At 69.3% G+C, this 21,940-nt stretch carries 16 protein-coding genes, 2 tRNA genes and 2 pseudogenes; 5 read left to right on the top strand and 15 right to left on the bottom strand.

Translation table 11 applies throughout. The features are described from left to right. The coding region (locus AC1DHD_RS07760; protein ID WP_476879154.1) for a hypothetical protein at positions 1–204 on the top strand (204 nt) is incomplete at its 5' end. Between the two features lie 35 nt (positions 205–239). On the opposite strand, the gene AC1DHD_RS07755 is transcribed toward AC1DHD_RS07760, so the two are convergent. The 5 genes from AC1DHD_RS07755 to AC1DHD_RS07735 all read right to left on the bottom strand — a co-directional run bounded on the left by AC1DHD_RS07755 (position 240) and on the right by AC1DHD_RS07735 (position 5,971). After that, positions 240–1,004, bottom strand: coding sequence for a hypothetical protein (locus tag AC1DHD_RS07755; protein ID WP_476879153.1), 765 nt, complete (start codon positions 1,002–1,004; stop codon positions 240–242). Positions 1,005–1,037: 33 nt separating this feature from the next. Then, entirely contained in the window at positions 1,038–1,679 is a 642-nt protein-coding gene (locus AC1DHD_RS07750) for a TetR/AcrR family transcriptional regulator (protein WP_476879152.1), read from the bottom strand. Then, on the bottom strand, positions 1,676–3,712 hold the full coding sequence (locus AC1DHD_RS07745; RefSeq protein WP_476879151.1) for a YhgE/Pip family protein: 2,037 nt from the start codon (positions 3,710–3,712) through the stop codon (positions 1,676–1,678). Before AC1DHD_RS07745 ends, AC1DHD_RS07750 begins: the two co-directional genes overlap by 4 nt. Then, a complete protein-coding gene (locus AC1DHD_RS07740) occupies positions 3,709–4,386 on the bottom strand; it encodes an ABC transporter ATP-binding protein (protein WP_476879150.1) in 678 nt (225 codons plus the stop codon). The genes AC1DHD_RS07745 and AC1DHD_RS07740 overlap by 4 nt, the downstream gene beginning before the upstream one ends. Positions 4,387–4,513: 127 nt before the next feature. Continuing rightward, complete coding sequence (locus AC1DHD_RS07735) at positions 4,514–5,971, bottom strand: dihydrolipoyl dehydrogenase family protein (RefSeq protein WP_476879149.1); 1,458 nt, start codon at positions 5,969–5,971, stop codon at positions 4,514–4,516. Positions 5,972–6,072: 101 nt separating this feature from the next. Here AC1DHD_RS07735 and AC1DHD_RS07730 point away from each other — a divergent pair, with 101 nt between their 5' ends. Further along, complete coding sequence (locus AC1DHD_RS07730; RefSeq protein ID WP_476879148.1) at positions 6,073–6,816, top strand: FadR/GntR family transcriptional regulator; 744 nt, start codon at positions 6,073–6,075, stop codon at positions 6,814–6,816. Positions 6,817–6,934: 118 nt separating this feature from the next. On the opposite strand, the gene AC1DHD_RS07725 is transcribed toward AC1DHD_RS07730, so the two are convergent. Next, positions 6,935–7,008: transfer RNA gene (locus tag AC1DHD_RS07725), tRNA-Arg, on the bottom strand. Between the two features lie 277 nt (positions 7,009–7,285). Here AC1DHD_RS07725 and AC1DHD_RS07720 point away from each other — a divergent pair. Further along, positions 7,286–8,926: pseudogene (locus AC1DHD_RS07720) on the top strand (phosphoenolpyruvate carboxykinase (GTP)); the annotation flags it as partial. A gap of 99 nt (positions 8,927–9,025) precedes the next feature. On the opposite strand, the gene AC1DHD_RS07715 reads toward AC1DHD_RS07720, so the two are convergent. From AC1DHD_RS07715 to AC1DHD_RS07700, 4 genes are all read right to left on the bottom strand, one after another. Next, positions 9,026–10,186: a globin domain-containing protein gene (locus AC1DHD_RS07715; protein ID WP_476879155.1), complete on the bottom strand. Its 1,161-nt coding sequence runs from the start codon at positions 10,184–10,186 to the stop codon at positions 9,026–9,028. A 194-nt stretch (positions 10,187–10,380) separates the two neighbouring features. Beyond that, positions 10,381–10,863 (bottom strand): RrF2 family transcriptional regulator, encoded by a 483-nt coding sequence (locus AC1DHD_RS07710; RefSeq protein ID WP_476879147.1) that lies wholly within the window; start codon positions 10,861–10,863, stop codon positions 10,381–10,383. 14 nt (positions 10,864–10,877) lie between these two features. After that, positions 10,878–11,387: a hypothetical protein gene (locus AC1DHD_RS07705; RefSeq protein WP_476879146.1), complete on the bottom strand. Its 510-nt coding sequence runs from the start codon at positions 11,385–11,387 to the stop codon at positions 10,878–10,880. A 4-nt stretch (positions 11,388–11,391) separates the two neighbouring features. Further along, positions 11,392–12,810 carry a phosphomannomutase/phosphoglucomutase gene (locus AC1DHD_RS07700; protein ID WP_476879145.1) on the bottom strand — a complete coding sequence of 473 codons (1,419 nt, stop codon included), beginning with the start codon at positions 12,808–12,810 and terminating at the stop codon, positions 11,392–11,394. Between the two features lie 124 nt (positions 12,811–12,934). Between AC1DHD_RS07700 and AC1DHD_RS07695 the strand changes: the two genes are divergently transcribed. After that, positions 12,935–15,124 (top strand): RecQ family ATP-dependent DNA helicase, encoded by a 2,190-nt coding sequence (locus AC1DHD_RS07695; protein ID WP_476879144.1) that lies wholly within the window; start codon positions 12,935–12,937, stop codon positions 15,122–15,124. Positions 15,125–15,158: 34 nt separating this feature from the next. Here AC1DHD_RS07695 and AC1DHD_RS07690 read toward each other — a convergent pair whose 3' ends face one another. From AC1DHD_RS07690 to AC1DHD_RS07680, 3 genes are all read right to left on the bottom strand, one after another. After that, on the bottom strand, positions 15,159–16,814 hold the full coding sequence (locus AC1DHD_RS07690) for a phytoene desaturase family protein (protein ID WP_476879143.1): 1,656 nt from the start codon (positions 16,812–16,814) through the stop codon (positions 15,159–15,161). Between the two features lie 122 nt (positions 16,815–16,936). Further along, positions 16,937–17,024 (bottom strand) — tRNA-Ser (locus tag AC1DHD_RS07685). Positions 17,025–17,106: 82 nt separating this feature from the next. Further along, positions 17,107–19,338, bottom strand: a complete 2,232-nt coding sequence (locus AC1DHD_RS07680) for a prolyl oligopeptidase family serine peptidase (RefSeq protein WP_476879142.1) — start codon at positions 19,336–19,338, stop codon at positions 17,107–17,109. Positions 19,339–19,412: 74 nt separating this feature from the next. On the opposite strand from AC1DHD_RS07680, the gene AC1DHD_RS07675 reads away from it, so the two are divergent. Further along, positions 19,413–21,380 carry an FAD/NAD(P)-binding protein gene (locus AC1DHD_RS07675; RefSeq protein WP_476879141.1) on the top strand — a complete coding sequence of 656 codons (1,968 nt, stop codon included), beginning with the start codon at positions 19,413–19,415 and terminating at the stop codon, positions 21,378–21,380. On the opposite strand, the gene AC1DHD_RS07670 is transcribed toward AC1DHD_RS07675, so the two are convergent. Then, positions 21,377–21,601 carry a hypothetical protein gene (locus tag AC1DHD_RS07670; RefSeq protein WP_476879140.1) on the bottom strand — a complete coding sequence of 75 codons (225 nt, stop codon included), beginning with the start codon at positions 21,599–21,601 and terminating at the stop codon, positions 21,377–21,379. The genes AC1DHD_RS07675 and AC1DHD_RS07670 overlap by 4 nt on opposite strands. Further along, positions 21,598–21,940, bottom strand: a pseudogene (locus AC1DHD_RS07665) (glycosyltransferase family 2 protein); the annotation flags it as partial. The pseudogene AC1DHD_RS07665 and the gene AC1DHD_RS07670, both read right to left, overlap by 4 nt.

Here is a 21,940-nt window from a genome sequence, read left to right as displayed (position 1 = left end):
GATGAGACCCGCGCCGCCGGGGAGTACGACACCCGGACCCGCGACGCGGAAGCCGCCAACGGCCAGCCGCACGAAGAGCTGCGCCGGGACCGCGGTGAGCGCGAACGCCGGGCTGAATCTGGCGGAACCGAAGGATTTCCCGGCGGTACGGCCCCGGCGCACGACCCCGGGGACCCGCACGGCGACCGGCCGCGCAACCTCTAGCGAACGGGCCCCGTGAGCTAACGGGCCCCCGCGAGCTAACGGCGGGACGGGGCTTTGCCGGCCGGTTTGGCGGGGCTCTTTGCTGGGGGTTTGGGTGTGGCTGGCGACGACGGTGTGGCGGGCCGCTTCACGGCGGGCTTGGCCGCAGCGGACGACGTCGGGGCCGCGGGCCGCTTGACGGTTGAGGATGCCCGCGCAGGGGTGCGCGGGGCTCCGGTTCGCGGCGCCGGACTTCGTTGGGCCGGGGTGCGCTGCGCCGTGGAGGTGCGCTGCGCTGGCGAGGTACGCGGCGCAGCTGGCCGGGCCGCCCCCGAACGCGGTGCTGTGGTCCTGGCGGCGGTCCGGGCGGCGGGCCTGCGTGATGCGGGCGCTCGTCCGCCGGCGGCAGGACGGCGGGTGGCGTGGCCCCGTGGTGCCGCACCCCGGCCCGGTAGGACGGTACCGGCGAGGAGCAACAGCAGGGTCGCGGCGCCGGAGGCCGCGGAGAGGTAGAAGTACAGGTCCGGGTGGTCGGAATCAACGTTGGTGGACAGCGCATTCGGATCCGGGTTGAAGGCCAGTCCCCATTGGCGCAGGAAGGCAATGCCGAAGGCGATGAAGAGAATGCTGCCGACCCCGCTGGCCAGGAGCGTCTTGTGCCGCCGCCGGACCAGGACCTCGGCCACACACGCCACGTAGGCGATCGCTGACGCGGCCAGGAACCACAGTCCCACGGTTTCGTTCAGGGTGGCGCCGGCGAGCACCAGCAGGGCCAGGGCTGCCAGTGAGGCTCCGATGGCGGTCTTCCCGCTTTTACCCATGTGGCGCATGTGACCAATCATCCCCGAGCAGGGCTACTTCACCACGTAGCCACGCATGCTCGCCATGATGGCGGCAACGCTCTGCGCCCTGGTGCGCTCCGGATTGTAGGTCTGACGGTCCAGCCCCACCACAAAACACGCCCCGAAGATCGCGGTCTCCAGGCTGCCGCGCGACACCCCGGGATCCACAGGGTAGCGGGCCGCCACGGCCTCGATCGCGGCGCCGATCACACCAAGGAGCCGGCCGCGGAGTTCGCTGAAGGTGTCCTGCCATTCGCTCRGTGTCCGCCAGTTCTCGCTGACCCAGAGCCGGGCAAAGGACGGGTACTCGGCCATAAAGTCCATGGCCTGGCCGATCATTTCCTCCATCGCCAGCAGCGGGTCCGCCGACTCGTCCTTGACGCTCAGCAGCCGGGCCATCAGGATGTCCACGCCGTGCCGCAGCAGCTGCGCGATCAGATCGGACTTGCTGCCGAAGTTGTAGTAGACCGTGCCCTTTGAGACTCCGGCGGCCGCGGCGATTTCATCCACTGTCACACCGGCGGCGCCGCGTTCGCCGATCAGTTCCATCGAGGCCTCGAACAGCTTCTGCTTGGTCGCGTTGGTACGGCCGGGGCGGAGCTTTTTGGCGCCGTCGCCGTCGGACGCCGCTGCCTCGCGGGGCTGGGTGCTCATACGGAGATCTCCGGCTTCAGGGTCTTGAGCGTCCAGAACTTGTGTTTCCGGACGGCGACGGCGGACATCGCCAGTCCCAGCAAAGTGTAGCCAACCAGGCCCAGCATGGTGGGTGCGACGCCGGCCAGGTCGGCGCCGTAGATCAGGTGGCGCATGCCGTTGACCACATAACCCATCGGCAGGATCTGGTGCACCACGTGCAGCGGTTCCGGGGTGGTCTGCCAGGGGAAGGTGCCGCCGGACGAGACCAGTTGCAGGACCAGCAGGATCAGCACCACCAGCTTGCCGGGCGAGCCGAGCAGGGCCACTACACCCTGGATGATGGCGCTGAAGGCCATGGCGGCCGCCAGCATCAGGACCCACATCAGCACGGGGTGGGCGGGGTTCAGGCCCAGCCCCACGTCCACCACCAGGGTCAGCAGGCTGGCCTGGACCGCCGCGACGGCGAGGAAGGGCAGCCAGCCGCCGACGGCGATCTTCCAGGTCGGAGCGTTGGAGGCCAGGGCACGCTGGGTGACCGGGCGCATGGCCTGGACCAGCATAAACACGCCGATCCACAGGGCCAGGGTGAGGAAGAACGGTGCCAGCCCGGCGCCGTAAGAGCCTGCCTTGGCCTGCGAGACGTTGCTGACCGCGACGGGGTCGGCCATCACCTTGGCGAGGCGGCCCTTCTGGCCGTCGTTGGGGTGCGGGACCTTTCCGGCGCCCTTGTCCAGTTCCGTGGCCAGGGTCGCGGCGCCATCGGCGGCGCTCCGGGCGCCGTCGGCAAGCCGGCCGGCCCCGGCGTCGAGCGTCCTGGCACCGTCAGCAAGCTTGGCGTTGCCGTCAACGGCGGTCTGCTCCCCGGCGGCCAGCGCGGCTGAACCTGCCGACAGCTGGTCGGCGCCGGCCGATGCCYGGGAGATGGCACCGGTCAGGGCCGGTGTGGAGGCGGCAAGTTTGGCCGCCCCGGCACTGACGGCCGCGGACCCGTCGGCCAGCTGCTGGATCTGGGCCGCATCGGCCTGGACCTTGGACTTGGCCTGCGCTGCCGGGTCGGACGCGGCAGCGGTGTCGAAGTCGGCCAGGATCTTGGCCGCCTGCTCCGGAGTGATCACGCCGGCGGCGATCAGCCGGTTGTTGGACTGGACCACCCGGTCCCGAAGGCCCCGGTCCGCGGCGCCGAGCTGTACGACGGCGTCCTGGACCTTCGTGTTCAGGGCCGCGTTGCCGGCCGCCACCTGGGCGGCGCCGTCGGCGAGCCGCTGCGAATCGGCGGGCAGCGTCGACGTCTTGTCCTTGAGCTGCCCCAGACCGGCGCTGAGCTGGCCGGCACCGGCATTGAGCTGGTTGGCGCCGTCCCGCAGCTTGGTTTGTCCGGCGTAGAGCTCGTTGGCACCGCTGCTGAGTGCGCCGGTCCCGGAGTGCAGGCTGACTGCCCCGTCGCGTAGTTTGGCGACGCCCTCGGAGAGTTTCCCGGCCCCGTCGGCAGCCTTGAGCATCTGGGTATGGATCGTGCCAAAGCCCGTCAGCAGCTGGTTGGCGGTCTCTTCACCCACCTCCTTCGCGACGGACGCGTGCACGGCGGTGGTGAGCTTGTCCACGATGGTGCCCAGAAGGTAGTTGTTGGCGTCATTGGTGGTGACGTTCAGCATGGCCTGGTTCGCGGCGTCGAAACTTCCCGGCGAGACGAGGTTGGCGGAGAAATCCTTGGGGATCTTGAGCGCAAACGCGTACTCGCCGCTGCTCACGCCCCGGTCGGCATCCTCGGAGCTGGAAACGGTCTTCCAGTTGAAGACGTGGCCCTCCACCAGGCTCTCAGCAACCTTCCGGCCGGCCTCAAGCCGTGTGCCGTCCGCTGCGCTGGCACCGGAGTCCTCGACCACCAGGGCGGCATCGATCTGGTTGAGCTTGCCGTAGGGATCCCAGTTCGCGTAGAGGTACACCGCGCCATAGAGCAGGGGCACCAGCGTCAGGGCCAGGATGGTCAGCTTCGGCAGCAGGCCGCCGGTCATGCGCTTAAGTTCGGAACGGGCCAGCCGCAGCACGGTCATCGGGCCTCCTCGGTTTCGGTCTCCAGGGGTGCGTCCTCGGGCTCGGGTGCCGGGACGGCATTGCCAATCTCTTCGGCCGGACCGGTCCACCCCGTCGGGATGCTGCCGACCGTGGCGACGACGGCCAGCGGCCGCCCGCCGTCGTGCGCCAGTTCCTGGAGCAGCGGAAGCCAGTCGGCCGGATCCCCACTGTGGCGGTCCGGAGAGTCGACCACCAGCAGGTCGGTGTGGGGATTCGCCAGGGCCAGGGCCGTCAGCAGTTCCAGGCGGCGGTGCGCGGGCAGCTCCTCGGCCCAGCTTCCAGCGATGTCCTCAAAGCGGTTGACCTTGAGCCAGGGTGTGCTCAGCAGGGCGCCGCGGTAACGGCGGGGGATGAGGGCGAGGTCCTCGGTCACCAGGTCGCGCACGCTCAGGTGCGGTTCCGGTTCGCTGACGCCGGGAGCGTCGACGACCGCGCTCGCCTGCCGCAACTGCTTGATGCGTCCGGCGCCGTCCCACTGGACGGTCCCGCCGGAGGGCTTCATCCGTCCGCTGAGGGTCAGGGCGAGTGCGGTGCGCTGGTCCTGGCGCTGGCCGGTGACAAGCAGGAGTTCACCCCGGCCGACCTGCAACGAGGTGGTCGGAACCAGGGGGTCACGCCGGCCCTTCACGTGAAGCTGTTGTACGCGGAGCAAGGGATGCCTTTCGAAGGATGATCTTCTCCAAGGCTAACTAAACTGACCGGTCAGTTCAAATAGATGGGAGCAACGGGACACAGAAGGGCCCCGGAGCCGGGCTCCGGGGCCCTTGTGGGGGCGTCGCCTAGAGGCCGTATTCCTCCAGGAGCCGCAGCCATACCTCGCTGATGGTGGGGTAGGAGGGGACAGCATGCCACAGCCGGCTGAGGGGAACTTCGCCCACGACGGCGATCGTCGCGGCGTGGAGGAGCTCGGCCACGTCGGGCCCGGCGAAGGTTGCGCCGAGCAGCACCTTGCGGTCCTCGTCCACCACCAGCTGGGCCCAGCCCTTGTAATGCTCGGAATGCAGCGACGACCCCGCCACCTGGATGGGCAGCTGCACGGAGGTGGCGCGGTAGCCGTCCTTTTGTGCCTGCTCCAGGCTGCGGCCCACCGACGCCAGCTCGGGGTCGGTGAAGACGACGTTGGGAACAGCGTGGTCGTCGGCCGTGTGGGCGTACGGACTCCAGGCGCCAGGCTCGCCAGAGAGGGTTCCCTTGGCCCGGGCGGCAATCGCGTCGCCGCTGGCCCGCGCCTCGTATTTGCCCTGATGGGTCAGCAGGACCTTGCCTGCGGCGTCGCCGACGGCGTACAGCCAGGGGGCGTCGTTATTGCCCTCCGCGCCCAGGACGAGTCCGCTCGCATCCGTGCTCAGCCGCCGGGTGGCCTCCCCGCCGTCGCCCAGCCCCACGCTCTCCAGACCAAGGCCCTCGAGCGCCGGGTGCCTGCCGGTGGCGACCAGGAGCTTGTCCACGGTGACGGTGCCGCCGCCCGCCAGGGTCAGGGTCAGGGCTCCGTCCTCATCCTCGTGGACACTCTCGGTTCCGGCGTGGAGGTGGAGCTCGACGCCGTCGGCCCGCAGCCCGGCCTGGACCAGCTCCGCCGCGGGAGCCGGAAAGGTCCCGAGGAGGCCGCCGCGGGCCACGACCGTCACGGCCGAGCCGAGCCGGGCGAAGGCCTGGGCGAGTTCGGTCCCGGCTACACCGCCGCCGAGTACCCCGAGACGGTCGGGGATTTCCCGGGCCGAAGTGGCCTCCCGTGTCGTCCAGAAGTCGGCGTCCTCGAGCCCTTCGATGGACGGAATGCTGGGGCGCGAGCCGGTGGCCAGTACGACGGCGTGGTGCGCGGTGAGTGCGTAGTTGTTGCCGTCCAGGCCGGCGACTTCCACGCGGCGGGTGCCGGTGAGCCAGCCGTGGCCGCGCAGGAGCTCGATGCCGGTGTCCTCGACCCACTTGACCTGGCTGTCGTCCTGCCAGTTGGAGGTGAAGTAGTCCCGCCGTTTCAGCACCGCCTCGGCATCGAGCACGCGGGTCACTRCCTCTTCGGCGCCGGGGACGGTCTGGGCGCCGTGGAGCGCGGTGCCGGGCCGCAGCAGGGCCTTCGAGGGCATGCAGGCCCAGTAGGAGCACTCGCCGCCCACCAGTTCCGCTTCCACCAGGACGGCGCTCAGTCCGCCCTTCACCACGCGCTGGGCCACGTTCTCGCCCACCGCGCCCGCTCCGATCACAATGACATCGAATTCACGCTCTAGGTGTGCCGTCATGGCAACAGCCTAACCCCGCCGGGACTGTACCCGGGGCGGGGCCCTGTGCAGGAGGTGGGACGTCCGCTACCCTGAGGGTCACCCGGGGGAGGAGTCCACTGATGTGTGCAGCCGCAATGAGTGGCGCCGGCGCGGTGCCGCCCCGCCGCCGGGGTGCGCAGGAACGGCTGCGTGCCCTGCAGTCCGGCATCATCGAACTGATTCTCGAACGGGAACTGGAACCGGGTGACCCGCTGCCCACCGAGAACGAGCTGACCGGCGTCCTGGGCGTCGGCCGAAACACCTTGCGGGAGGCGCTCAAAGTGCTCCAGGCCGTGGGTGTCATCGAGATCCGCCACGGCTTCGGTACGTTCGTGGCCGCGAGCAACTTCGATGCCCTGGTGGAAGGGCTGCTGTTCCGGGCGCGCCTCTCCCTGCGGCACCAGGCGCGGGAAGCCCTGGAACTCATTGATGCCCGGCGGCTGCTGGAGTCCGGACTGGTCGGCACGGCGATAGCGGCCCTGCAGCCGGGCCAGCTGGCGGGGCTGGAGGCGGCCGTGCTGAGGATCGAAGAGCTGGCACGTTCCGGCGAGCCCTTCGTCGAGGCCGCAGCCGACTTCCACCACCTGCTGTTCGAGCCACTGGGTAACGCGCAGCTGCAGGGCCTGCTGGGCGCGTTCCGGACCGTCGGCCGCAGGATCGAGCTGGAGCGGTCCGTGGCCGGCGTCGACCGGCCCGGCGATGCTGTGCGCTACCGGCAGCTGTACCAGGCAGTGGCCGCGGGGGACGCGGACCTGGCCGCCGAACTGCTGGGCAGCCACTTCGGGACGATCCGCCGCAGGGTTGAGGCGGCGGCGGAGGACTAGGGCAGGCGGCCCGGGGAACCAGGCGGGGAACACAACGCGCCCCCTAAACCGGCCGGGAAACCGGACGGGAAAACAAAAAGATCCGCACCGGCGGACCGGTGCGGATCTTTTTACTCTGTGCGCCCAAAGGGATTCGAACCCCTGACCTTCTGTTCCGTAGACAGACGCTCTATCCAGCTGAGCTATGGGCGCATTCTCGGATCTTCGGGAACTTCTCGCTCCCCGAACCTCGAATTACTTTACGCGAGGTGGGCCCGGAGTGCCAAATCGTGAGGCATGTAATCTGCCTGACTAGACCGGTCTACGTGACCTTCGTCACAAAAATGGCGACGATTCCCCAGGGAAAACCTTGACTTTCTGCGGTTTTTGCTCCGCGCTCCCGGAGTCAACCCGTATTTGGGCCCAAAAATGAATCCGCCGCGAGCCCTACATTTAGGACACACCACTGAACCCGAGGAAGGGAACCGTAATGGGCGATCTGGCGCGACTGCCGCTGCTTGAGAAAGCACCCACCACACATGCCGGGCTGCTGGCATGGGTTGAAGAGGTTGCTGAACTGACCCAGCCGGACCAGATCCACTGGGTTGATGGTTCGGAAGAGGAGAACACGCGGCTCACTGACGAGCTCGTGGCCGCCGGCACCCTGACCCGGCTGAACGAGAAGCTCTTCCCGCACTCCTTTGCAGCGTTCTCCGACCCGGCCGACGTCGCCCGCGTTGAAGAGCAGACCTTCATCTGCTCCGAAAACAAGCGGGACGCGGGCTTCACGAACAACTGGATGGACCCGTCGGAGATGAAGGAAAAGCTGCGCGGCCTGTTCAGCGGCTCCATGCGCGGACGCACCATGTACGTCATCCCGTTCGTGATGGGCCACCTCGACGCCGAGGACCCCAAGTTCGGCGTCGAGATCACCGACAGCGCCTACGTGGTTGCCTCCATGCGCATCATGGCCACCATCGGCACCGAGGTCTTGGACAAGATCACGGCAACCAACGCCTTCTTCGTCCCGGCCCTGCACTCCCTGGGTGCCCCGCTGGCCCCGGGACAGGCGGACGTCGCCTGGCCCTGCAACCCGGACAAGTGGATCGTGCACTTCCCGGAAGAGCGGTCCATCTGGTCCTTCGGTTCCGGCTACGGCGGCAACGCCCTCCTGGGCAAGAAGTGCTTCGCGCTGCGTATCGCCTCCGTGATGGCCCGCGACGAGGGCTGGCTGGCCGAGCACATGCTCATCCTGAAGCTGACCTCGCCGGAGAAGAAGAACTACTACGTCTCCGCGGCCTTTCCGTCGGCCTGCGGCAAGACCAACCTCGCCCTGCTGGACCCCACCATCGAAGGCTGGAACGTCGAGACCCTCGGCGATGACATCACCTGGATGCGGATCGGCAAGGAAGGCGAACTGCGCGCCACCAACCCCGAGGCCGGCCTTTTCGGCGTCGCTCCGGGCACCGGCTGGGGCACCAACCCCAACGCCATGCGCGCCATCGCCAAGGGCCACAGCATCTTCACCAACGTGGCTCTCACCGACGACGGCGGTGTGTGGTGGGAAGGCATGACGGACGAAGTCCCGGCGCACCTGACCGACTGGCAGGGCAACGACTGGACGCCGGCGTCGGACAAGCCCGCCGCGCACCCGAACTCCCGTTTCTGCACGCCGATCTCGCAGGTCGACATGCTCGCCGAGGAGTACTACAGCCCCGAAGGCGTTGAGGTCTCCGCGATCCTGTTCGGCGGCCGCCGCAAGACCACCGTGCCGCTGGTGACCCAGGCCCGCAACTGGACCAACGGCATCTTTATGGGTTCGACGCTGTCCTCGGAAACCACCGCTGCCGCGGCCGGCCAGGTGGGCGTGCTCCGGCGCGACCCGATGGCCATGCTGCCCTTCATCGGCTACGACGCCGGCGACTACCTGAAGCACTGGATCAGTGTCTCCGGCAAGGCCAACCCGGAGCGTCTGCCGCACATCTTCCTGGTCAACTGGTTCCGCCGCACGGCCGACGGCGGCTTCGCCTGGCCGGGCTTCGGGGACAACTCCCGGGTGCTGAAGTGGGCCATCGAGCGCATTGAAGGCAAGGCCGACGCGGTCGAGACGCCGATCGGCTTCGTCCCGACGCACCTATCGCAGGTGCGGGGCCGCCGTCGTTCCCAACAGGGGCCTCCGCCGCCGAGGGTTCCCTGGCTGAGCGGAGCGAAGTTAGGGAGGCGGGGGGACTTAGTTGGCGAGCCAGATGTCCGGCCCGAAGACCTCGTAGTGGATCCGGGTGGCGGGGATGCCGGCATTGATGGCTTCGTTGCGGATGTTCTTCATAAAAGGAAGCGGTCCGCACAGGTACAGGGAGGCGTTGGCCGGCAGGTCCACGTCGCGCAGGGACATAAAGCCCTCCTTGGTCCCGGTCACGGGCTGCTCAAGCCACAGCTGCAGTTCGGCGCCGTCGAGGCGCTCGACGTCGTCCGTCATCTGGGAGCGCAGGGCCCAGCTGTCCAGGGTGCTTTCGGCGTGCAGGACCAGCACCTGGCGGTCCGAGCCGGCCTCGGCGAGGGAGCGCAGGATCGACGCCGACGGGGTGCAGCCGATGCCGGCCGAGGCCAGGACCACCGGGCCGTCGCCGTCCTTGAGGGTGATTTCGCCGTAGGGGTTGGAGATCTCGATGATGTCGCCCACCTCCACATTGTTGTGCAGCACGGGGGAGACCTCGCCGCCGTCGTCGAGCTTGGTGGTGAAGCTGCGGCTGGTGCCGGCGTCGCCGGAGAGCGAGTACTGCCGGACCTGGCGCAGGCCGTCCGGCAGCGTGACCTTGACGCTGACGTACTGGCCGGGCAATGCCGGGGTGATGGGGGTGTCGTCCGCCGGGTCCAGCACGAACGTCATGGAGCCGGTGCCGGCGGGGGTCTTGGCGGCAACCCGCCAGGGGGTCCACATCTTGCCGTTGGCCTGCGCCGCGTAGAGGCCCTTCTCCAGCTTGATCAGCGCGTCGGCCATCAGCCAGTAGACCTCGGTCCAGGCCTTGGCGATCTCGGGGGTGATGACTTCGGCAAGGTCCTCGGCGATGGCCGCGAAGAGGTGCTCGTAGACCACCTGGTACTGCGGCTCGGTGATGCCCAGCGAGGCGTGGCGGTGGGCGATACGGGACAGTACGGTCTCGGGGAGGGTGCCGGGGTTGCTCACGAGGTGGCTGGCGAAAGCGGCGATGCTCCCGGCCAGGGCCTGCTGCTGGTTGCCCGAGCGCTGGTTGGAGCGGCTGAACAGTCCATCCAGCAGTTCGGGGTGCGCGCCGAAGAGCCGGGCGTAAAACTTGGGGGTGATCTCGCCGATCCGGGAACCGACCAGCGGCAGGGTGGCCTCGATGACGGGGAAGGACTTGTCCGAGAGCATGCTGACTCCTGAGATAGTGGCCCGGTGTCTTCAACCGGACGTTCCGAAATACCCGCATTTGAAATGCGTGTATTTATGCCTCAGTTCTACACGCCGTAGAAAAAGGTTGCAAATTGACGCTGTTGGGTTGCGGAGGGTGCCGGAGGCCGGGTACGGGGGCCTCGGGTGGCGCCGGCGCGGGAGGCGCGGCCCGGTCAGCCCGGGTACAGGCCGGGTTGGGGGTCCGGCCGGAGTCCGGGGCGCAGKCCGATGGCCTGGAAGACGGGGTTCATCTGCCTCTCAGTGGGCAGGGAGGCCACCACAATGTCGTCAAGCTCACGGTAAAAGGCCTCGCGGGCGCGGCCCAGGGCGCCGCGCAGCCGGCACTCGTTGATCAGCGGGCAGGTGCCGCCGGCGCCCGCGCAGTCTGCGGGATCCGTCCGGGTGTCCAGCGCCCGCAGCAACTGTCCAACCGTCGCGGTACGGCCGGCGCCACTGAGCCGGGAGCCGCCGTTACGGCCGCGTTCGACGTCGATCAGGCCCAGCTCCCGCAGCCTGGCCATGGCCTTGCTGACGTGGTTGTACGGGGTGCCGACGGCATCCGAGATGCTCTGGGTGGTGAGCAGTCCGCCGTCCGGCGCCGCCGCGAGCACCATCATGGCGCGCAGGCTCACGTCGGCAAAGGCGTTGATCTTCATGGCACGGGCCTGGTCTAGTCCACCCAAACGGCGGGTTCGTTGGCGTCTGCGGCCAGATCGCCGAATTCCAGCTCGCGGGACTCCGGATTGGCGCTGTAGGGCAGCACGGCCGCGAACACGGATCCGTCCTGGTGCTCGGCGGCCACGTGGATGGCGTCCGAATCCTCTTCCAGGAGGGTGATGTCGCAGACGATCGCAGCGGCGCGGAACTCGTCCCGGTGCTGCCGGAGCAGCTCGGTGAGATCACTGATCATGCCGTCGGCGTCAAAGTCGGCCTCGGTGCCGGGCTCCGCATCCGCCGGGGTGACGGCGACAAGGCGGACCTCGCCGTCGTTCTCCACAACCAGGGCGAACGGGAGGAAGCCGCCATTGCGCTCCAGCTGTTCCTGGGCGGCGCCCACACCGGTGCCGAGCAGGTTCTCCAGGTCAGTGGCGCTGGCATCGGGCACCGAACCCCGCCATGAGTCCTCCGCGGGATCGGCCGGCTGCAGGACGGTTTCCTGGGCTTTCGCCGCGTCGGTCACTGCCTCAGCCCCGGACCAGGGCCAGGACCCGGTCGCGGACCCGTTCCATGGTTGCCTGGTCGGTGGCCTCGACGTTCAGGCGCAGGAAGGGCTCGGTGTTGGACGGGCGCAGGTTGAACCAGTAGCTGCCGTCGGCGGCGATGAACGTGCTGCCGTCGAGGTAGTCCACCTCAACGTCCTCGTCGTGGAAGTCGACGCGGACACGTTCCACGGCGCCTGCCTTGTCCTCGATCTCCGAGTTGATTTCGCCGGAGGACCGGTAGGGCTCGTACTCGCGGCCGAGCTCGGACAGCGGGCCGTCCTGCTCGCCGAGGGCGGCCAGGACGTGCATGGCGGCCAGCATGCCGGTGTCCGCATTCCAGAAATCGCGGAAGTAGAAGTGGGCGGAGTGCTCCCCGCCGAAGATCGCGCCCTCGGCTGCCATAACGGCCTTGATAAAGGAGTGTCCCACGCGGGTGCGGAACGCCCGGCCGCCGTCATTTTCAACCAGCTCGGGCACGGCCCGGGAGGTGAGGAGGTTGTGGATGATTGTCGGCGTTTCCTCGCCGTTGGCCTTGGCGCGGGCGATCTCCCGGCGGGCGACCATGCCGGTGACGGCCGAGGGGGAGACCGGCTCGCCCTTTTCGTCGATCACGAAGCAGCGGTCGGCGTCGCCGTCGAACGCCAGGCCGATGTCCGCGCCGTGATCGACGACGGCGGCCTGCAGGTCACGCAGGTTCTCCGGTTCCAGCGGGTTGGCGGGGTGGTTCGGGAAGGAGCCGTCGAGCTCGAAGTAGAGCGGGACAATTTCGAGCGGCAGCTTCGGCAGCAGGGTGTCGCCCAGGACGGCCGGGGTGGTCATGCCGGCCATGCCGTTGCCGGCGTCCACCACCACTTTGAGCGGACGGGAGCCGCTCAGGTCCACGAGGCTGCGCAGGTACTCGGAGTAGTCCTTGAGCACGTCGCGGACGCTGATCAGGCCGCGCGGGCCCTTGGCGGGGATGGTGCCGGCGTTGAGGTAGTCCTCGGCCAAAGCCTGGATTTCCTTCAGGCCGGTCTCGGAGGAGATCGGGACGGCGCCGGCCTTGGCCATCTTGATGCCGTTGTACGCTGCCGGGTTGTGGCTGGCGGTGAACGTGGCGCCGGCCGCGTTCAGTGCTCCGCAGGCGTAGTAGAGCTCATCGGTGGAGATCAGGTCGAGCAGCTGGACGTTGGCGCCGCGGGTGGCCGCGCCGTTGGCGAAGGCCCGGCTGAACTCCGGGGAGGAGGGGCGCATGTCGCCGCCGACCAGCACGGTCTCGCCCGCGAGGTCCAGGACGTCCACGAAGGCAGCCCCCACGGCTTCGACGATTTCCGCGGTGATGGATTCGCCCACAATGCCGCGCACGTCATAGGCCTTGAAGGAAGCCGAGAGGTCAAAAGTCTTCGTCTGGTCGCTAGTCACGGCTTCTATCTTACGGGGGTCCGCGCCCCGGCCGCCCGGAAGTGGCTTGCTATGTGGACACGGACTGTCCACATAGGCCGCCGCCGGCTTCGTGGCTGTCGGCGGTGGCTGGGATACTGAAGCAATGGCCAATAACCAGAACGCTGCAGTCCTTTCCGCCGCCCACCCCGCCTCCGCCGGGGGTACCGGGACGCGGGAACAGGCCCAGGCGGTGCTGCGGGAACTCGTCGGACACCCCGACGCCGAGTTCCACGACGGCCAGTTCGAAGCCATCGAGGCCCTTGTCGACGGCGGCCGCCGGGCCCTGGTGGTGCAACGCACCGGCTGGGGCAAGTCCGCCGTGTACTTCGTCGCCTCCCTCTTGCTGCGCCGCCGCGGCGCCGGGCCCACCCTGATTGTGTCCCCGCTGCTGGCCCTGATGCGCGACCAGGTGGCCGCCGCTGCGCGCGCCGGGGTCCGGGCCGTGGCCATCAACTCGGCGAACCAGCTCGACTGGGACACCGTCCGCGAACAGCTCGCGGCCGACGAGGTGGACGTGCTCCTTGTGTCCCCGGAGCGGCTCACCAACCCCTCGTTCCGCGAAAACCAGCTGCCGGAGCTGGTCCGCCGCACCGGGCTGCTGGTCATTGACGAGGCACACTGCATCTCCGACTGGGGCCACGACTTCCGTCCCGACTACCGCAGGATCGCGGACCTGATCACCCAGCTGCCGGACAGCGTCCCGGTCCTGGCCACCACCGCCACCGCCAACTCCAGGGTGGTCCATGACATCGAGGAACAGCTCGGCGACGGCGTGCTGACGATCCGTGGCGCCCTGGGCCGGGAATCGCTGCGCCTGGGCGTGTTGCGGCTGCCGGACTCGAGGCAACGGCTGGGCTGGCTCCTGACGCACCTGACGGACCTGCCGGGCAGCGGCATCATCTATACGCTCACGGTGTCAGCGGCCGAAGACACCGCCAGGCTCCTGGCCGAGGCCGGTCACAACGTCCTGGCCTACACGGGCCGGACGGACCCCGCGGACCGCGAGCGGGCCGAGCAGCTGCTCAAGGACAATGAGGTCAAGGCCCTGGTCGCCACCTCCGCCCTCGGCATGGGCTTTGACAAGCCGGACCTTGGGTTCGTGGTGCACCTCGGAGCGCCGTCGTCCCCGGTGGCCTACTACCAGCAGGTCGGCCGGGCCGGCCGTGGCGCCGCAAACGCCGACGTCCTGCTCCTGCCCGGCGCCGAAGACCGGGACATCTGGCAGTACTTCGCCACCGCTTCCATGCCCTCTGAGGAAAAAGCGGCCGCCGTCCTGACCGCCCTCGCCGAGGCGGGCACCGCGGTGTCCACGGTGGCGCTGGAGGCCCGCGTGGACCTGCGCCGGACGCCGCTGGAACTGCTGCTGAAGGTCCTGGCCGTGGACGGGGCAGTCGAACGCGTCGGCGGCGGGTGGCGTTCCACCGGCCGGCCCTGGACCTACGACGCCGAGCGCTACAGCCGGATCGCCGAGGCCCGGGTCGACGAGCAGGACTCGATGGTGATCTACCAGGACACGGCGGGGTGCCGGATGGAATACATCACCTCCGTCCTCGACGACGAAACCGCCGCGGCCTGCGGACGCTGCGACAACTGCGCGGGCCGATGGTTCCCGGCCGACATCGCCGCCGACGCCACAGAGGCGGCAGGCGCCACACTGAGCCGGGCCGGGATGCTGCTGGAACCGCGGCTGCAGTGGCCCAGTGGCATGGACCGCCTGGGCGTGAATGTGAAAGGCAAGATCAAGCCGGAGGAAAGCCTGGCCAATGGACGTGTCCTGGCCCGCCTGACCGACCTTGGCTGGGGCGGGGCGCTGCGGGAGACCTTCGCCGCGGGCGCTCCGGACCGGGCCGTGGACCCGGGGATGCTGCGCGCCTGCGTGCAGGTCCTGCGCGAGTGGGGCACCGGTGACGCACGGACCCCGGGCTGGAGCGGCGCCGGCCGCCCGGCCGCGATCGTGAGCATTCCGTCCCGCGGGAAACCGGAGCTGGTGGAGTCGCTGGCCCGGGGGATCTCCGAGATCGGACGGATCCCGTACCTAGGTCAGCTGCAGCTGGCCCACGGCGGACCCACAGGCGGCCGCGGCGGAAACAGCGCCTACCGGCTCGCGGGGGTCTGGGAACGGCTGGTGGTCGGACCCGAACTCGCCGCCGCCCTGGAGGGGATCCGGGGCCAGAGCGTCATGCTGGTGGACGATCTCGTGGACAGCCGCTGGACCGTCACCGTCGCCGGGCGTGCGCTCCGGCAAGCGGGGGCCGGGGCGGTGCTCCCGCTGGTCCTCGGCCAGGCAGGCTAGGCGCCGGCCCGCCGGGCGCGGGCCGACCGTGCCCCTAGGCGCCGACCGTGGGGTCCGACTCCAGGACAGCCATGGCGGCGTTGTGCCCGCCGATGRCACTGACAGCCCCGCCACGGCGGGCGCCGGAGCCGCACAACAGGATCTGCGGGTCGTCCGTGGCCACTCCCCAGCGCTGCGCGGGCGTGTCCAGCGGCGCGTCGTCCTCGAGGAAGGGCCAGTCGAGGCCGCCGTGGAAGATGTTGCCCCGGGGCATCCCTACGGCGCGCTCGATGTCCAGTGTGGTCTTGGTTTCGATGCACTTCCTGCCGTCCGGACCGGTCAGCAGCAGGTCCTCCACCGGCTCGGCGAGAACACTGTTGAGCGACCGGAGGACGGCGGCCTCCAGCTCAGCCCGGCGCTCGTCGTTGTTCTGCTCGGTAATGAGCCGGTCCGGAACGTGCAGTCCGAACACCGTGAGCGTCTGCACGCCGGCCGCCTGCAGCTCGGGGGCGAGGATGCTCGGGTCGGTCARTGAATGGCAGTAGATCTCACACGGCAGTGGCTCCGGGATTGTTCCCGCCGCGACACTGAGGTACGCCGCATCCAGCTGGGACCACGTCTCGTTGATATGGAAGGTGCCGCCGAACGCCGCTTCGGGGCTGACCGAGCCGTCCAGCAGCCGGGGCAGCCGCTTGAGCAGCAGGTTGACCTTGACCTGCGCCCCCTCGCGGAGATGATTCGGGTTCCACGCCGGTTGCGGGACCGCGGCGGGGTCCTTCCCGGGAGCCTCCGCGCCCGCCCCGGCCCGGCCCGCGGTGCGCAGCCGGTCCAGGACCACCGGGGCCACGTTGGACAGGACCCACGGGGCAGAGACGGAGTGAAGTTGCCCGCCGTGCCGGTAATCAACAACACCGCCCGGCCGGACGGCGGTGACCTCGGCCGCCGTCAGGATGGTGGTTCCCGCCTCCCGGGCGGCGCGTTCCAGCTCTCCGGACACCGCGCCCATCCCGCCCACGGGAACGTCCCAGTCGCCGGTGCCGCCGCCGATCAGGTGGTAGAGGAAACAGATGTTCTGCTGCAGGTCGGCGTCGTCGGCCCGGGAGAAGGTGCCAATGAGGGCGTCGGTGAGCACAACGCCGCGGACCAGGTCGTGCCCGAGCGCCCGGCTGATGCCGTGGCCCACCGGCTTTTCGATCATGTTCTCCCACGCCTCGGCGGCTCCGGCACGGACGGCGAGGTCCCGGGCCTCGGAGCGGGTGGGCAGCGGGGCGGTCATGGTGGGCCAGAGTGCCCGCGTGAGCTTTCCGCAGCCCGCGTAGAAATCGTTGAAGGCCTTGAACTCATCCGCGGACGCGCCGACGGCGGCGAACGAGGCGGCGGTGGACGCGGCGTCCTCGTTGTCGATGAGCAGTGCCCGGCCGGGGTTGCCGGGATCCGGGGTGTAGGAGGAGTACCGCCGCCTCGCCAGGGTGATCTGCAGGCCGAGGTCGTCGATGACCTGCCGGGGCAACAGGCTCACCAGGTAGGAGTAGCGCGAGAGCCGGGCCTCAACGCCGTCGAACGCCTGGGCAGATACGGCAGCGCCGCCGGGCTGGTCCAGTTTTTCCAGCAGCAGGACGTTCCGTCCGGCCCGGGACAGGTACGCTGCCGCGGCGAGGCCGTTGTGGCCGCCGCCGAGGATGATCGCGTCAAACGCGTGGTTGGTCGACATGGGCCCATCCTGCCATCCGGCCCCGCCGCCGCGGCCCAGGCCCGGCCGAAAACGCAGCGGACCCCGGCAACGCGAGAAACCCGGGAACGCAAAAGGCCCCGGTCCAGGACCGGGGCCAAACGCGGAGACGGGGGGATTTGAACCCCCGGTGGAGTTGTGCCCCACACTTCATTAGCAGTGAAGCCCATTCGGCCGCTCTGGCACGTCTCCAATTGCTATTACTAGCCAACCAAGGATACGCAGAAGGGGCCATGCAGTGCAAAACGGTCGGCGGGCGCGTCGGTCCCCGGGCTCAGGCGGCGCTGCCGGCGAGGGCTCGCCACAGGAAATGCTGGCTGCGGCTCTGCAGGGCCGCGGCCTGGCGGTTGTCTGAGGCTCCCGCGTGGCCGCCCTCGAGCGCCTCGTGGAACCAGACGTTGGGGATGCCCATGGCCTGCATGCGGGCCGCCATCTTGCGGGCCTGCACCGGACCCACCCGGTCATCCGAGGTGGCCGTCCAGATGAACGTTTCCGGGTACTCCACCCCGTCGCGGAGCAGGTGGTAGGGCGAGAAGGTCCGGATGAACTCCCACTGTTCGGGCACATCGGGGTCGCCGTATTCGGCAATCCACGAGTACCCGGCGGAGAGCTTGCTGTACCGGCGCATGTCCAGCAGCGGCACCCCGCACGAGACGGCCCCGAAGAGTTCCGGGTACTGCGTGAGCATGTTCCCCACCAGCAGCCCGCCGTTGGAGCCGCCGACGCAGCCGAGGCGCTGGCGGGACGTTACGCCGCGGGCTATCAGGTCCTGCGCGACGGCGGCGAAGTCCTCGTAGGCGCGGTGCCGCTTCTCCTGCAGCGCGGCGCGGTGCCACGACGGGCCGTACTCGCCGCCGCCGCGGATGTTCGCCACGACGTAGACGCCGCCCCGGCTGTGCGGCGCGGCGCCCTCGGCGGCCGCCGACTCCTTCGTGCGGCGTTCCAGCCAGGCCCGGCCGACGGCGCCGCTGTACGCCGGCGTCCGGGAGATCTCGAATCCGCCATAGCCGGAGAGCTGCGTCGGGTTTTGCCCATCGAGCACCAGGTCTTTGGCGGCAATCTGGAAATAGGGCACCCGGGTGCCGTCCTGCGACACGGCAAAGTGCTGCTGCACCTCGTAGGCGTCCTCGTCGAAGAACGACGGCGAGGTCCGGACCACCTCGTGCGAGCTGACCACCCCGTCCACGCCCGCACGGGTGAGCGTGCCGCGGGTCAGGGTGCTCGGCGTCGCGAATCCGGTGGCGACCAGCCAGAAGTCGTTACCTGCCCCGCTGCCGGCGTCGTCGGCGTCGTCCTCGTCGTCCACGGCGTAGGCGTTGACATCATGCAGCGGCGGGCAGGCGTCCAGCACGGTGGATGCCCACGCGACGTCGGAGCCGGGCCGCTCCGGGTCCAGTACCCGGATCTCGGAAGAGACGTCCCGGAGCAGGTTCAGCAGCAGGAAGTCCCGCGTCCAGCTCCAGGATTGCAGCGAGGTGTGCTCATCCGGAGTGAACAGCACGGACAGTTCCCGGCTGCCGGCCAGGAAATCCTCGAAGCCGGCCGCGAGCAGCGAACCGGCCGGGTAGGTGGTGCCGTCAACGTCCCAGTCGGACTGGGGCCGGAAGAGCAGCCACTCCCGGTGCGAACTGAGGTTGACGTCGTTGGGCACGTCGATGTCCAGCCATTCGCCGTCGCGCAATACCGAGGTGCGCTTTTCGAAGAAGCTGATCCAGTCCACGGCGAAGGTGCGTTCGAAACCAGGGGTCGAATCGTGCGCCAGGAGGGCCATCATGTGGTCCTCAGGGATCTCGAAGAGCCGTTCGGCGGAGGCCAGCGACTCGCCGCGGCGCAGCCGCACCCCGGTCCGGGCGTATGAGGAGCTGGTCCGCGGCAGTCCCGCGGCGGTGCTCGCGACCAGCAGGGTGTCAGCGTCCAGCCATGAGGCGTTGCCCTTCGCCGTCGGCAGGTCAAAGCCGCCCTCCGCCGGGTCAACAAAGCTGCGGGTCTCGACGTCGAACTCGCGGTAGCGGTTCGCATCGCCGCCGTCGGGAGACAGCGCCAGCAGGGCACGCCGGTGCGGCTGCCCCTCCGCGGGACGGAGGAAGCTGGCGCCGTGGAAGACCCACTCCTCGCCCTCCGCCGCGGCGAGCGCGTCCACGTCCAGGAGCACCTCCCATTCGGGGGACCCGGCCCGGTAGCTGTCCCAGTCGGTCCGGCGCCACAGGCCCTTCGGGTTCCCGCGGTCCTTCCAGAAGTTGTAGTACCACTGGCCGTGTTTGCCCACCATGGCGATCCGGTCGGTGGAGTCTAGGACCTCGAGGATCCGGCCTTCGAGCTCGCCGTACTCGGCGTCCTCCAGAAGTTCCTCGGTGCGGGCATTTTGCTCACGGACCCAGGCCAATGGCTGTTCGCCGTAGATCTCCTCCAGCCAGATGTTCTCGTCGACGGGTTCGGGAGCGGTGCCGGAGGAGGCCCCGGAGAGCTCGCCGGACGCGGTGGGGTACTCAGCTGAAGAGGTGGTCATGGGCCCATCCAAGCAACACCAGCGCCGGGCAGGCAAGTCAAGGCGGCGGCCCGGATGCGGATACTCTGGATGCCGTGGGCACATCGCAAAGCATCCGGACGGCACTGATCGGCGCCGGACCCCGGGGCACCAGCGTGCTGGAGCGGCTGCTCGCCAACTGGGAGCCGGCCACCCCGGAATCCACCCTGCACATCGACGTGATCGACCCTTATCCTGCCGGGCCGGGCCATGTCTGGCAGCCGGGCCAGTCCAGGCTCTACCTAATGAACACACAATCCTTCTACCCCACGGTGGTGCCCGAAAACCCCGAGCTGGCAAGGCCGCTGGCGGGGTGCACCTTTGACCAGTGGCGCCACCGGCAGCGGCGGGACCCGCATCCGGGGCTCACCGCCGAGGAGCGCACCGAGCTGGCCGGGCTGGATTCCGCTAACTTCCCCAGCCGCGCCCTCTATGGCCGGTATCTGCACTCCACCGTGGAGGATCTTCTGGCGGTGCTGCCCGCCGGGGTGAGCGTTGACTTCCACCAGACCACCGCGACGTCGGTCCGGCGGGCGCGGACGCGTCCGGACGCCGGGTTCGACGTCGGGCTCGCGGACGGTACCGCGCTGAACGTCGGGTCCGTGGTGCTGGCGCTCGGGCACCTGGAATCCAGGCTCAGCCCGGAGCAGCGTGAGCTGCAGTCGGCGGCACAGGACCTGGGACTCACGTACCTGCCTCCGGCCGCGCCGGCCGACGTCGACTGGTCAGTGATCCCCGCCGTCCAGCCGGTGCTGGTGCGCGGCATGGGCCTGAACTTCTTCGACGTGATGGGCCAGCTGACCGAGGGCCGCGGCGGTAAGTTCCTCCCGTCGCCGGACGGTGAAGGCCTGGAATACCTGCCGTCCGGGCGCGAACCGTTCATCATCGCCGCGTCACGCCGCGGGACCCCCTACCGGGCGAAGGCGACCCTCGCCGGGTACTACCCGTCGACGGTGTCATTGCGGTACTTCACCGAGGAGGCGCTCGCCCGGTTCACTGCCGCAGGCATCCTCCCCGCCTTCGACCACGACCTCTGGCCCCTGCTGCACCGGGACGTTATCTGGGCCTACTACTCCACCCTGGCGCGGTCCCGTCCGGACGCTGTGGGCGCGGATCCGGCAGGATTCCTCGCCGGTCTGGAGGAGGCCCTGCACCCGCACGCCCACTCCACCGTCAAATGGGAGGATRCCGCCGCTGAGGTGATCGGCGCGCACGTGGACCCGGCCCACCGCCTGGATCTGCTGGGCCTGGCCGCACCGCTGGCCGGCCGGAGCTTCCCCGCGCGGGCGGACCTCGACGCCGCCGTCGTCGACTACCTGCTCGACGACGCCCGCCGCTCCGCGCTCGGCGAGGACGACCCCGTGAAGATGGCGATCGGTGCCCTGCACCATGGCCGGGCGGTCCTGAAAACGGCCGTGGCCGACGGCGGGATCACCGACGAGTCGTGGGTCGCCGGGCTGCGCGGCTGGTTCGAGTCGTTTGTCGAAGGGCTCGCCAGCGGCCCGCCCGCCCTCCGCGCCGAGCAGCTCGCGGCCCTGGTCCGTGCCGGGGTGGTCAGCTTTGTGGGCCCCGACCCCAAGTTCGACGTCGACCGGAAAAACCGGACCTTCACCGCCGCCTCGCCCTGGGTGGCCGCGGATAGCGGCGGTGCAACCGTCGAAGCCTCCGTGCTGGTGGAGGCCCTGGCGCCGGCCAACCGCGTGGCTGTCAACGCCTCACCCCTCCTGGAGCAGCTCCTAGCGGACGGTGTGGTGCGTCCGCGGCTGATGATGAGCGTCGAGGGCATTCCTGTGCAGAGTTCCGGGCTGGATGTTGTCCCGCACCCGTACCGGCCGGTCGGCGCGAACGGCTCGGTCTCCGAGGGTGTGTATGTGCTGGGCCTGCAGCTTTCCGCGGCGCAGTGGGGCACGGCCATCGCCGCCGAGGCCCGTCAGCAGGACGGGCCGGTCTATCCCAGCGGCCAGCGCACCCTCCACGATGCTGACGAGATCGCCCGGGACATCCTGCGTCCGGACGCGCCCTAGTTCGCGGCGTCGGGGTGGATGCTGCGGGTTTCCGAGCGTTCGTTCCGGTTCCGGATCCAGTCGGACGGGTGCACCTTGGGCAGGATCTTCGCCAGCGCCAGGGCGGCGTACATCACGGTGTTGATCGCTACGAAGGTGGCGAGGATGGCGAACCATTGCGAGTGCAGGAGGTCTTCGGGGAACAGGATTCCGGCCGGGACAACGACGGCGGTGATGGTCATGAGCGTTCGGCCCCCATGGCTTCGCGTGGTTTGACGTGTGCGACGTGTTTCCAGCTGGCGGTCCGGCCGAGCGAGATGTCCGCGACACCCTTGAGGTAGACGACGTTGAGGAACATGTCGAAGAACAGTTCCGGGAACAGGGTGACGGCCAGCAGCCGGGCACGCCAGCCGCCCTGCCACACTGTGGCGACGCGTTCGACCATAAACAGGCCGCCCAGTCCCAGCCAGAACGGGAACCAGATCCACGTGTCCAGGGAGAAGACCATGAGGAAGATCAGCAAAAGGTAGGACCCCAGCGCGATGACGCCGTAGCCGATCCCCAGCTGCTGGGCCCAGTAC

The organism is Arthrobacter sp. 05L45_2 (assembly GCF_056397525.1).
Note: the sequence above shows the minus strand (reverse complement) of the source record. Positions and strands in the feature narration are given on the sequence as shown.